Raw genomic sequence first — 12,810 nt, forward strand, 5'->3', positions numbered from 1 at the left:
CGTGAGCCCATCCGACCTCGGCACGCCCGGAACCGGCCTCGAAACGCGCATCCTGAACGCCTTGCCTCATCCGGTCATCGTGATCGATGCGGAAGGTTTGTTCGTCTTCGCCAATTCCGATGCGGAACAGTTTTTTTCGGCCGGCTTCTCCTACCTCGCCAAGCGAAAGCTGAACGATTTCATCGCGGCCGACAGCCCGCTCTTCGGCCTGATCGACCAGGTGCGGGCGGAGCGTTCGCGCATCAGCGAGTACCGGGTCGACGTCTCGTCGCCCCGCCTCGGCTCCGACCGGATGGTGGATCTCTACGTGTCCGGCCTGCCCGATCGCCCCGACCATGTCGTGGTGATGATCCAGCTCCGGTCGATCGCCGACAAGATGGATCGGCAGCTGACGCATCGCTCGGCGGCGCGGTCCGTCACCGGCCTCGCCGCGATGCTCGCGCACGAGATTCGCAATCCGCTGTCCGGCATCAAGGGGGCGGCGCAGCTTCTCGAGACGAATGCGACCGACGACGACCGGGCGCTGACGCGGCTGATCCAGGAGGAGAGCGACCGGATCGTGAAGCTCGTCGATCGGATGGAGATCTTCTCCGATCAGCGGCCGATCGAGCGCTCCGGCGTCAACATCCACTCGGTGCTGGAGCATGTGAAGACGTTGGCCCGCAGCGGCTTTGCGCGCGGCGTCAAGTTCAGCGAGATCTACGATCCCTCGCTTCCGCCGGTCTTCGCCAATCGCGACCAGCTCGTTCAGGTCTTCCTGAACCTCGTGAAGAACGCGAGCGAGGCGATCGCGGGACGCGAGGACGGCGAGATCAAGCTGTCCACCGCCTTCCGCCCCGGCGTCCGCCTCTCCGTGCCCGGCACGAAGACGCGGATGACGCTGCCGCTGGAGTTCATCGTCGAGGACAACGGTCCGGGCGTGCCGGAGGACATCCGCCAGCACATCTTCGATCCGTTCGTGACGACCAAGCCGAGCGGATCGGGACTTGGACTCGCGCTCGTCGCCAAGATCATCGGGGATCATGGCGGCGTCATCGAATGCGAATCGCAGCCGGGCCACACGATCTTCCGCGTGCTGATGCCCGCCTGGCGCGAGGGGATGGACCAGCGTCCAGGCTTCCTCTCGCGCGACCTGTAAAGGACAGAACCGATGGCTGCCGCTCAAATCCTGGTCGCCGACGACGACGCCGCGATCAGGACCGTCATCTCCCAGGCCCTGATGCGGGCCGGATACGAGGTGCGCGTGACCTCGAACATCGCGACGCTGTGGCGCTGGATCTCGGCCGGCGAGGGCGACCTCGTCATCACCGACGTCCTCATGCCCGACGGCAACGCCTTCGACGTCCTGCCGAAGATCAAGAACAGCCGGCCCGACCTTCCGGTCGTGGTCATGAGCGCGCAGAACACGTTCATGACCGCGATCAAGGCGTCGGAGAAGGGCGCCTACGACTATATCCCGAAGCCCTTCGACCTGACCGAACTCGTCTCGATCGTGCGCCGCGCGCTCGCCGAGCCGAAGGCCGCCGCCAAGAACGAGGCCGACGACGGGCAGGACAACATGCCCCTCGTCGGGCGCTCGCCCGCCATGCAGGACATCTACCGCGCGCTCGCCCGGATGATGCAGACGGACCTGACCGTGACGATCACCGGCGAATCCGGAACGGGCAAGGAACTCGTCGCGCGCGCGCTGCACGATTACGGCCGCAGGCGGAAGGGGCCCTTCGTCGCCATCAACATGGCCGCCATCCCGCGCGATCTGATCGAATCGGAACTGTTCGGCCACGAGAAGGGCGCCTTCACGGGCGCGCAGAGCCGCTCCAGCGGGCGCTTCGAGCAGGCCGAGGGCGGGACGCTCTTTCTCGACGAGATCGGCGACATGCCGATGGAGGCCCAGACGCGACTTCTGCGCGTGCTCCAGCAGGGAGAGTACACCGTCGTCGGCGGACGCACGCCGATCGCGACGGATGTGCGGATCGTCTCGGCGACCAACAAGGATCTGCGCCAGCTGATCGGGCGAGGGCTCTTCCGCGAGGATCTTTTCTATCGCCTGAACGTCGTGCCGCTGCGCCTTCCCCCGCTTCGCGAACGCATCGAGGATCTGCCCGATCTCGCGCGTCACTTCTTCGCCGAGGTCATGAAGGAGGGGCTGCCCCGCAAGACGCTGAGCCAGGGGGCGCTCGACGTCATGCGGCGCTACTCCTGGCCGGGGAATGTCCGCGAGCTCGAGAACCTCGTCCGCCGGCTGTCGGCGCTCTATCCGCAGGACGAGATTTCGGCGGAACTAGTGGAGCACGAACTCTCCAACGAGTATTCGCGCACCCTCGACGGCGAGCCGGATCACAGCCGCCCGATCGATCTCAGTGCGGCGGTCGAGCGCTATCTTTCGGAGTATTTCGCGTCCTTCTCCGACGACCTGCCGCCGCCCGGTCTCCATGGCCGCATCCTGCGGGAGGTCGAGTATCCGCTGATCGCCGCGGCCCTCGCCGCCACACGCGGAAACCAGGTGAAGGCAGCCGATCTTCTCGGCGTGAACCGCAACACGCTGCGCAAGAAGATCCGGGATCTCGATATTTCCGTGGTGCGCTCCATCAGGTAGGCGTCGTTTTTTCTCCGCGGCTCGTTGCATTTTGAACACATTGCGTTGCAATCTCGCAACGACAAGCAGCTGTTCGAAGTGACTCGATGAGCCTGAATATGATCTCCTCGGAGGCGATGCCCGAGCGCGTGATCCGCCCGGATCGCCGGCGCTTCATGCTGGTGCCCGGCCTGATCGGCGTCGCAGGCGCGCTCGTCACGGGCGCGGTGTCCTTCGTCGTCCTGATGGGCCTGACGCCCATCAATCCGACCGAGACGGTCGTGACCGTCGCGTCGATCGTCAACGGCGCCTTCGTCCTTCTTCTCTGCGGGCTGATCTTCCTCGAAGTCCTGCGCATGGCGCGGGCGCGCCGACAGGGCAAGGCGGCGTCGCGGCTGCACGTTCGGATCGTCGTCCTCTTCGCGATCGTCGCAGCGCTTCCGGCTCTCTTGGTGGCTGTCGTCGCGGGCATCACGCTCGACCTCGGCCTCGACCGCTGGTTCGAGATCCGAACCCGCGCCATCGTCGATTCCTCCGTCAGCGTCGCGCGAGCCTATGTGAACGAGAACGCCCGCAACCTGCAGGGCTCGACCTCCTCCATGGCCTACGATCTCGATTCGCAGCGCCGGCTCTACGATCTCGACCGGACCGGTTTCGAACAGCTCGTGACGGAACAGGCGAGGGGACGCTCGCTTCTGGGAGCACAGCTCCTGCGGATGGACGGCTCGCCGATCATGCGGGCCGATATCTCGACCGACAAGCCGCTTCCCGCTCCGCCGCAGGATGCGCTGGATCAGGCGAAGGCGGGCAATCTCGTCTTCATTCCGCCGGGCATCACCAATCTCGTCGGCGCGATCGTGAAGTTGCGCACGCTCGGCGACATCTATCTCTACACCGTCCGCGTGGTGGACCCGGAGGTCATCTCGGCCCTCAGGCTGATGGAAGAGCGCACCGCCGAATATCGCAGCCTCCAGAACAACCGCATCGGCACGCAGATCGCGTTCGCGCTCCTCTATCTCGGCATCACGCTGATCGTGCTTCTCTCGGCCATCTGGACCGGCATCGGCGTCGCAGATCGACTCGTTCGGCCGATCCGTCTCCTGATTTCAGCGGCCGACGAGGTCAGCGAGGGAAATCTTGCCGTCTCCGTTCCCGTGCGCGCTTCGGACGGCGATGTCGGCTCGCTTTCCAACACGTTCAACAACATGATCCGCCAGCTCGGGTCGCAGCGGGCCGAACTGGTCCACGCCAAGGACGTGATCGACGAACGGAGGCGCTTCACCGAGGCGGTTCTGTCCGGCGTCACGGTCGGCGTGATGGGCATCGAGGGCGACGGCACGATCTCGATGCTGAACCCGTCGGCCGAGCGCATCCTCGCCATCCCGGCGGAGCAGGCGGTCGGGCAGACGCTCGTCGATCTCTTCCCCATGATCGCGGCGATCCATCGCGCGGCCGGCCAGTCGCGCCGCGCCGAGTTCCAGGAAGAGATCAAGCTGAAGACGCGCGACCGCGACCGCGTGCTGGCCGTCCGCGTCACGTCGTCGGAAGAGGCGACCGACGGCGGCCATGCGAGCGTCGTCACGATCGACGACATCACCGATCTCGTCGACGCGCAGCGCTCCTCGGCCTGGGCCGACGTCGCGCGGCGCATCGCTCACGAGATCAAGAACCCGCTGACCCCGATCCAGCTCTCGGCCGAGCGCATCCGCCGGCGCTACGGGAAGCTCATCGAAGGCGACCGTGAGGTCTTCGACCGCTGCATCGACACGATCATCCGTCAGGTCTCCGACATCGGCCGCATGGTCGACGAGTTCTCGACCTTCGCGCGCATGCCGAAGCCGAAGATGGAAGTGCGCGACCTGCGCGAGGCGCTGAAGGAAGCGGTCTTCATGCGCGAGATGGGCGATCACGGCATCGCCTTCACCGCCGATTTCGGCGACGTACCGCTGGCGGGCGACTTCGACATCCGGCTCCTCAGCCAGGCCTTCGGCAATCTGGTGAAGAACGCCGTGGAGTCCCTCGAGACCTCCGAGGTGGAAGCTCCCCGCATCGCGCTCACCGCGCGGCGCGACGGGACCGACCATCTCGTCGAAATCACCGACAACGGCCGCGGTTTTCCCAAGGAAGATCGAGATCGGCTGCTGGAGCCCTACATGACGACGCGAGAGAAAGGCACGGGCCTCGGCCTCGCGATCGTCCGCAAGATCATCGAGGAGCATGGCGGCTCGATCGAGCTCGACGATGCGCCGGGAGAGACCTCCGGTGCGCTCGTGCGAGTCAGGCTGCCCGCCTCCCTCGAAGGCCAGACCCAAGAAAGGACTGATGACTGATGGCGTCCGATATCCTGATCGTCGATGACGAAGCCGATATTCGCGAACTCGTCGCCGGAATCCTGGAGGACGAGGGACACGAGACGCGCATCGCCGCGAACTCCGACGCCGCGCTCCAGTCGATCGCCGATCGCGTTCCCCGGCTCGTCTTCCTCGACATCTGGCTGCAGGGGAGCCGGCTCGACGGGCTGGATCTTCTGGAGGCGATCAAGACGCAGCACCCGGAAGTGCCGGTCGTCATGATCTCGGGCCACGGCAATATCGAGACCGCCGTCTCCGCCATCCGTCGTGGGGCCTACGACTATATCGAGAAGCCATTCAAGGCCGATCGCCTGATCCTTGTGGCGGAGCGGGCGCTGGAGACGTCCAAGCTGAAGCGCGAGGTCTCCGATCTGCGTCGCCGTTCGGCCGACTTTTCCGAACTCATCGGCCGCTCGCACCCGATGAACCAGCTGCGGACCACGATCGAGCGGGTCGCGCCGACGAACAGCCGCGTCATGATTCTCGGCCCGTCCGGCTCGGGCAAGGAAATGGTGGCGCGTGCGATCCATGCGGGATCGACGCGGGCGCAGGGGCCCTTCGTGGCGCTGAACGCGGCCGCGATCACGCCCGAGCGCATGGAGGTCGAACTCTTCGGCACGGAGACGCCGCCCGGCGTCGAGCGCAAGGTCGGTGCCTTCGAGGAGGCGCATGGCGGCGTGCTCTTCCTCGACGAGGTCGGCGACATGCCGCGCGAGACACAGAACAAGATCCTGCGCGTCCTCACCGAACAGACCTTCGAGCGCGTCGGCGGCACCAAGCGAGTGAAAGTGGATGTGCGCATCCTCTCCTCGACGGCGCAGAACCTGGAATCGATGATCGTCGACGGGCTCTTCCGCGAGGATCTCTACCACCGGCTCTCCGTCGTCCCGATCTCGGTGCCGCCGCTGTCGGACCGGCGCAGCGACATTCCGCTGCTGATCGAGGCCTTCATGAACCAGATCGGCGAGCAGACCGGCATCAAGCCCCGCGAGATCAGCCCGGAGGCGATGGCCGTTCTTCAGTCGAGCGACTGGCCCGGCAATATCCGCCAGCTCCGCAACAACGTGGAGCGGTTGATGATCCTGGCGCGCGAGGGCGATGCGGGGGAGCCGATCTCCGCCGACATGCTGCCGCACGAGGTCGGCGACATGCTGCCGAGAACGCCCAGCCAGTCAGACGGGCGCATCCTCGCTCTGCCGCTGCGCGACGCGCGCGAGGTGTTCGAGAAAGAGTATCTGATGGCGCAGATCAACCGTTTCGGCGGCAATATCTCGCGCACGGCGGAGTTCGTCGGCATGGAGCGCTCGGCTCTGCATCGCAAGCTGAAGTCGCTCGGAATCTGAACCCTTTCGCTCCTTTCCGCGGTGGGCTCAGAGAATAGTTCGCAAGCGGGATCGATTTGGCGCGAGCCGGCTCTAGGATGAAGCTCGGGCCGCATTTCGGCGCCGGGATATGTCGTTCATGATCGGGTCGAGTGCCTCTCTCTTCGTCTGGGTGATCTCCGCCCTGGCGGTTGCCGGCGTCATCACGCGGCCGTTCGGCCTGCCGGAATGGATCTTCGCCGTCGTCGGCGCAGCGGCTCTCGCCGCGCTCGGCCTCCTGCCGCTGGCGGAGGTCTGGCGTGGCATCGCGTCCGGCACGGATGTCTACCTCTTCCTCGCCGGCATGATGCTCCTGGCCGAGATCGCCCGGCGCGAGGGTCTCTTCGACTATCTCGCCGCCTTCGCCGCGAGGTCCGCCAGGGGCTCGCCGCGGCGGCTCTTCGGCCTCGTCTACCTCATCGGAACGCTCGTCACCGTCTTCCTATCCAACGACGCGACGGCGGTCGTCCTGACGCCAGCGGTCGCCGCCGTGGCACGGGCGGCGGAGGCGAAGAGCCCGATGCCCTATCTCCTCGTCTGCGCCTTCGTGGCGAACGCCGCCTCCTTTGTCCTCCCGATCTCGAACCCGGCCAATCTCGTCGTCTTCGGCTCGGACATGCCGCCGCTCGGCGACTGGCTCGCCCGCTTCTCGCTGGCCTCCATCCTGTCGATCGGGGCGACGTTCCTCATCCTGCGATGGACGCAGAGGCACGATCTCGTCGGCACGACCCGCACCGACATCGCCATTCCGGCACTCTCTCGGGGCGGACGCATCGCGGCGGCCGGCATCGCGATCGCCGCCCTCGTTCTTCTCGGCGCCTCGGCCATCGGGGCAGAACTCGGCTGGCCGACGGCGCTGGCCGGCACGGCGACGCTTCTCGCCGTCATGCTGGCCGAACGGTCGAGCCCCATCGCCGTCGTCCGCGAGGTTTCCTGGGACACGCTGCTTCTCGTCGCCGGCCTCTTCGTCATCGTCCGGGCGCTCGAGTTGAGCGGGCTGGAGCGACTCCTCGTCGGCGAGCTGGAGGCCTTCGTCGCGAGCGCCCCGTCGCTGGCCGCTGCTGCCACGGGCGCGCTGGTGGCCTTTGGAACCAACGTCACGAACAACCTGCCGCTCGGCCTCATCTCCGGCGCGGTCGTCGGCGGCGCCGAGGTGCCGTCCAAGGTGGTCGATGCCATCCTCGTCGGCATCGACATCGGCCCCAATCTCTCCGTCACGGGGTCTCTGGCGACCATTCTCTGGCTGACGGCACTTCGGCGGGAGGGGCTTTCCTTCGGCGCGATCCGGTTTCTGAAGCTCGGTCTTCTCGTCATGCCGCCGGCGCTGATCCTCGCCCTCGCGGCGGTGATCTTCCAGCCGTGGTGAGACGTCTTCGACGCCGAGCGGCGGCACGGCGATGTTGCCGCCGGCGGGGAGAAAATGGTATCCGAAAGGATCGGCTCGGGACCGCGAGGGCGCAACGCCTCGAAGGACCCGGACGGCACCTTTCCGGCGCTCGATCTTGAAGCACCGGACCACCGCGCATGCGGGATGACCCTGTTCGCGCAAGGTCGATTCCGCCAAAAACGAGAAAAGTCTAAGGAACCGACATGGCCGAACGCGCGCAGAATCTGCAGGACCTCTTTCTCAATACGGTCCGCAAGCAAAAGATATCCCTCACCATCTTTCTCGTGAACGGCGTGAAGCTGACGGGCGTCGTGACGTCCTTCGACAATTTCTGCGTTCTCCTGCGCCGCGATGGCCACTCGCAACTTGTCTACAAGCACGCCATATCCACGATCATGCCCTCGCAGCCCGTGCACATGTACGAAGGCGCCGACGAGGATGGGGCCAGCTGATTGACTGAATTCGACGAGACGAAACCGCGCGGGCCGATCGAGCACAAGCCGGTTGCCACGCGGGCAGGGGTGTTCGTACCGGTGCTTCGAGAGTTCGAAGGACGCGGCGAGGACCCTGCGACGGCGGTCGTGCGCCGCGGCGATGAACAGCGGCTGGCGGAGGCCGTCGGCCTTGCCGCCGCCATCGACCTCGAGATCGCCGCCACCGGCATCATCCAGGTCTCCAAGGCCCGCCCTGCGACCCTCATCGGGTCCGGCAAGGTCGAGGAGATGAAGGCGATCGTGGAGGCCGAGGAGATCGGGCTCGTGATCTTCGACCATCCGCTGACGCCCGTGCAGCAGCGCAATCTGGAAAAGGAACTCGGCGCCAAGGTGCTGGACCGGACCGGCCTGATCCTCGAGATCTTCGGCCGGCGCGCCCGCACCAAGGAAGGCCGCCTCCAGGTCGAGCTTGCGCATCTGAACTATCAGAAGGGCCGGCTGGTCCGTTCCTGGACCCACCTCGAACGGCAGCGCGGCGGCGCGGGCTTCCTCGGCGGTCCCGGCGAAACGCAGATCGAATCCGATCGCCGTCAGCTTCAGGAGAAGATCAAGCGCCTGGAGAAGGAGCTGGAGGCCGTGCGCCGCACGCGCACGCTCCATCGCGCCAAGCGCAAGAAGGCGCCCCATCCCATCATCGCGCTTGTCGGCTATACCAATGCCGGCAAGTCCACCCTGTTCAACACGATCACGGGCGCCGGCGTGCTCGCGCAGGACCTGCTCTTCGCCACGCTCGATCCGACCCTTCGCCGCATTTCGCTGCCGCACGGCACGGACGTGATCATGTCGGATACGGTCGGTTTCATCTCGGACCTGCCGACGCATCTCGTCGCGTCCTTCCGCGCGACGCTTGAAGAGGTCATCGAGGCCGAGATCATCCTGCACATCCGCGACATGTCCGATCCCGACGCTTCGGCGCAGGCGGCCGACGTGAACAAGATCCTGCGCGATCTCGACATCGACACGGGCGACGCGGACCATGTGATCGAGGTCTGGAACAAGGTCGACAAGCTGGACGAAGCGGGCCGCGAGGTGCTGCGCACGGCGGCCGAGACGCACACCGGCGGGCAGGGCGTCTTCCTGGTCTCGGCGCTGACGGGCGAAGGCATCCCGGCCCTTCTGACGGATATCGAGAAGCGGATCGCGGGCCAGCTCGGCGGCGTCACGCTGCTCGTGCCGCCGGAGGATCTCAGCCTCCTGTCGTGGCTCTACGAGAACGCCAATGTGCGCTCGCGCGTCGATCAGGACGACGGCGCGGTCGAACTCGTCGCGGACATGACGGTGCAGGCCAAGGACGAGCTACGCCGCCTCGTCGAGCGCCATCCCGGCCTGACGCTCAGCTGACAGCCGGTTGGACCTGAACGGCGGCGTCATTGCGCGCCGCCGTCTTCGCCTCGATCCAGAGAGCCTCCATCGTTTCCAGGTCGGCCGCTTCGAGGCTCGATCCGCGCCGCTGGAGTTCGGTTTCGATATGGCCGAAGCGCTGGCGGAACTTCGCGACGGTGCGACGGAGCGCGGCCTCGGCGTCGATCTCGTGAAACCGTGCCACGTTGACGAGCGTGAAGAGCACGTCGCCGAACTCGTCCTCCATGTGGTCGGTATCGCCGGCCGCCAAGGCTTCGTCGAACTCGTCGAGTTCCTCGATCAGCTTCCGGCGGATGTCGCTCGCATCGTCCCAATCGAACCCTACCTTCGCGGCCTTCTGCTGGACCTTCAAGGCGAGCGTCAGCGCCGGAAAGGCCGGCGAGACGCCGCCGAGCAGGCCGCTCGGCTCGGCACCGCCGCCCCAGCTATCTCGCGCGCCGCGCAGGCGACGGCGCTCCGCGCGCTCGGCCTTTTCCTCCGCCTTGATGCGCTCCCACTGGTCTTTCGCCGAGCGTGCCGAACGCGCGGTCTCGTCGCCGAAGACATGTGGGTGTCGCCGGACCATCTTGGTGGTGATGCGCTCGACGACGTCGCCGAAGGCGAAGAGCCCGGCTTCTTCGGCCAGCTGCGCGTGATAGACGACCTGCAGCAGGAGATCGCCGAGCTCCTCGCAGAGATCCTCGGCATCCCGGCGCTCGATCGCGTCGGCGACCTCGTAGGCTTCCTCGACCGTGTAAGGCGCGATCGTCTGGAAGGACTGCTCGATATCCCAGGGACAGCCTGTCTCGGGATCGCGCAGCGCGGCCATGATCTCGATCAGCCGCTCGACGTTTCGCGAGGCTTCCATCCGCAGGCTCCGTTCCGTTCGCATCCGCACGCCATCGCTTAAGCCCGGGCATGGCGAGCCGCAACGTTCATCTCGGCGGACGTCGCGCAATCGAGCCCGACGGCGCTCGCACGCCCATCGCGCGCTGTGTGTCGCCGAACGCACAAAGGCAGAGGCACGTCGCCGACATTGGGGAGATCGAAACACATCGTCGGCACAAAGAGGGACAGTGCCTCCGCATCTTTGATGCGGTGACCAGACAGGAACGAACACGAGACCCTCTTCTCCAACCTCACCCCATATGTTCCATAATGTATATTATGCAACTGTCTCTCGTGTGATCCTGATCCAGTCCCCTGCTTAGTTGGCAAAGAAGGCCATTTCGAGCGGCTCTCCATGGGTTCGATCGATTGGGCTTGTTGGAATGCGCACTGGAAGAAACTGGAGAGCCGTGCGGAGGTGCCCGCTCCGTCCTTCGCCGTCCGCTGCGGAGTGTCGCTCTTGCCGGATATGGCGAACTGCATGTCATGCCGACGAGCTCAGCTCGATGAGATGGGAGCTTTTCGAACGATCAGGCCATCCGTCTGCCGGCCGACGCTTTCAGCTCGCTTGCTGCCCTCGAACACGCTCGGGCACGCCATCGCAGCGTTCGGCGGTGTTTCGCCTCAGTCGATCGGAAACTCGATTTCCAGGCCGTCATAGGCTGGCCGGATGTGGCTCGGCAGATCGCGGCAGAGCGTCTCGTAATCCAGCGGCGTATGCATATGGGTCAGCGTCGCTTCGGGCACGCCGAGCCGCTCGATCCAGTCCAGCGCCTGCTCGACCGACAGATGGCTCGGATGGCGCTTGTACTGGAGCGCATCGATGACGATGTGCCGGGCGCCCGAAATGGCCGAAATCGCCGGATCGGGAAAATGGCTGACATCGCTCGCATAGACGATCGGACCGCAGCGCAGGCCGAGCGAGGTGATCGAGCCATGGATCTGGCGGAACGGCAGAATCTCCAGCGGCCCGCCCGGCCCGTCCACGCGAACCGGAATATATTCCTCCATCGGAACATGCCGGACGATCGATGGGTAGTCGCTTTTTTCAGGCCTGTGAAAACAGTATCGGAAGGCTTCGACCACGCGTTCATAGGTCGGCGTGTCCGCGTGAACGGGAATGCGCTCGTGCTGTTCGAGCATGAAGCCGCGCAGATCGTCGAGGCCGTGGGTGTGGTCTGCATGGGGATGGGTCAGGATGACCGCGTCGATGCGCGAGACCCGCCCGGCCAGCATCTGCTCGCGGAAATCCGGGCCGCAATCGTAGACGACGGTCGTCGTGCCGCTCATCGAGATCCGCTGCAGCATGGCGGAGGCGCGCCTGCGCCGGTTGCGCGGGTTCGTGGGGTCGCAGGCGCCCCAGTCGCCCGTGATGCGGGGCACGCCCGGCGACGAGGAGCAGCCGAGAATCGTCAGCCGCAGGAGGTCGCTCACGCCGCGGCCTTCGTCCGGCGCGGATCGGGCACCTTGGAAAAGAGGCGGAAGAAGTTGTCCGACGTGGCGGCCGCCAGCGTGTCCAAATCGACGCCTTTCACGGCCGCGAGAACCTCGGCGGTCTGGCGGACATAGGCGGGCTCGTTGCGCTTGCCGCGGTTCGGCATCGGCGCGAGGTACGGCGCGTCGGTCTCGACGAGCAGCCGGTCGAGGGGCACGGATGCCGCGATCTCGCGCAGCGCATCCGACTTCTTGAAGGTGAGAATGCCGGAAAAGGACACGGTGCCGCCGAGCGCGATGCCGGTCTCGGCCAGCGCCGGTCCGGAGGAGAAACAGTGGAGAATGAACGGGAAGGCGCCCTTCTCCGTCTCGGCCTCCAGAATGCGCCGCATGTCGTCGTCGGCATCGCGAGCATGGATGACCAGCGGCAGGCCCGTCTCGCGGGCGGCCGCGATATGGCGCAGGAAGACGGATGTCTGCACCTCGGGCGAGGCCTTGTCGTAGAAATAGTCGAGCCCGGCCTCGCCGATCCCGACGATCTTGCTCCGCTCCGCCCAGCGAACGAGCTCCGCAGTCAGCACGTCGGGCTCTTCGGCGGCGCTGTTCGGATGGGTCCCGACGGTCGCATAGACGCCGGGATAGGCCTCGGTCAGAGCGATCAGGCTCTCGATCCGGGCGACGCGGGTCGAGATCGTGAGAATCGTCCCGATGCCGGCGGCGCCCGCCCGCTCCACGATCGCGTCGCGCTCTTCCGAAAAATCGGGAAAATCGAGATGGCAATGGCTGTCGACGAGGAAGAGGCTCATGGGAGATCGATCCATGAGAGCGCCGTGGGTCCTGAGGGACTCACGAGGGACGCTCTGTCGTTTGGGTTCGGGAGCATCGGTCTCCGATGGGGCGGGTCCGCCCGATCGGAGCATGCTCTCATGCGATGGCTCGCGGCGACCGGATGGCGCGGCGCCGCGAACCCTCATCTCGT

At 66.0% G+C, this 12,810-nt stretch carries 10 protein-coding genes; 7 read left to right on the forward strand and 3 right to left on the reverse strand.

What is annotated here, in order from left to right:
• Window position 1: 1 nt before the first annotated feature.
• From ASG62_RS13980 to hflX, 7 genes are all read left to right on the forward strand, one after another.
• Complete coding sequence (locus ASG62_RS13980) at window positions 2–1,138, forward strand: two-component system sensor histidine kinase NtrB (RefSeq protein WP_056691403.1); 1,137 nt, start codon at window positions 2–4, stop codon at window positions 1,136–1,138.
• A gap of 12 nt (window positions 1,139–1,150) precedes the next feature.
• Window positions 1,151–2,596: a nitrogen regulation protein NR(I) gene (ntrC, locus tag ASG62_RS13985; protein ID WP_056691405.1), complete on the forward strand. Its 1,446-nt coding sequence runs from the start codon at window positions 1,151–1,153 to the stop codon at window positions 2,594–2,596.
• Between the two features lie 86 nt (window positions 2,597–2,682).
• Window positions 2,683–4,905, forward strand: a complete 2,223-nt coding sequence (locus ASG62_RS13990; RefSeq protein ID WP_164470468.1) for a sensor histidine kinase NtrY-like — start codon at window positions 2,683–2,685, stop codon at window positions 4,903–4,905.
• Window positions 4,905–6,269, forward strand: coding sequence for a sigma-54-dependent transcriptional regulator (locus tag ASG62_RS13995; protein ID WP_056691408.1), 1,365 nt, complete (start codon window positions 4,905–4,907; stop codon window positions 6,267–6,269). The genes ASG62_RS13990 and ASG62_RS13995 overlap by 1 nt, the downstream gene beginning before the upstream one ends.
• Before the next feature lie 118 nt (window positions 6,270–6,387).
• Window positions 6,388–7,653, forward strand: a complete 1,266-nt coding sequence (locus ASG62_RS14000; RefSeq protein WP_156382140.1) for an arsenic transporter — start codon at window positions 6,388–6,390, stop codon at window positions 7,651–7,653.
• A 224-nt stretch (window positions 7,654–7,877) separates the two neighbouring features.
• The gene (hfq, locus tag ASG62_RS14005) at window positions 7,878–8,126 is read left to right on the forward strand and encodes an RNA chaperone Hfq (protein WP_056691412.1); all 249 of its coding nucleotides are present in this window, start codon (window positions 7,878–7,880) and stop codon (window positions 8,124–8,126) included.
• A complete protein-coding gene (gene hflX / locus ASG62_RS14010) occupies window positions 8,127–9,509 on the forward strand; it encodes a GTPase HflX (protein WP_156382141.1) in 1,383 nt (460 codons plus the stop codon).
• Here hflX and mazG read toward each other — a convergent pair.
• From mazG to ASG62_RS14025, 3 genes are all read right to left on the reverse strand, one after another.
• Window positions 9,502–10,377, reverse strand: a complete 876-nt coding sequence (gene mazG / locus ASG62_RS14015) for a nucleoside triphosphate pyrophosphohydrolase (protein ID WP_056691415.1) — start codon at window positions 10,375–10,377, stop codon at window positions 9,502–9,504. The genes hflX and mazG overlap by 8 nt on opposite strands.
• A gap of 644 nt (window positions 10,378–11,021) precedes the next feature.
• On the reverse strand, window positions 11,022–11,831 hold the full coding sequence (locus tag ASG62_RS14020; protein ID WP_056691418.1) for an MBL fold metallo-hydrolase: 810 nt from the start codon (window positions 11,829–11,831) through the stop codon (window positions 11,022–11,024).
• The gene (locus ASG62_RS14025; protein ID WP_056691421.1) at window positions 11,828–12,637 is read right to left on the reverse strand and encodes a TatD family hydrolase; all 810 of its coding nucleotides are present in this window, start codon (window positions 12,635–12,637) and stop codon (window positions 11,828–11,830) included. Before ASG62_RS14025 ends, ASG62_RS14020 begins: the two co-directional genes overlap by 4 nt.
• Window positions 12,638–12,810: the final 173 nt, after the last annotated feature.

This window comes from Aureimonas sp. Leaf427 (genome assembly GCF_001425485.1).
Classification (GTDB): domain Bacteria; phylum Pseudomonadota; class Alphaproteobacteria; order Rhizobiales; family Rhizobiaceae; genus Plantimonas.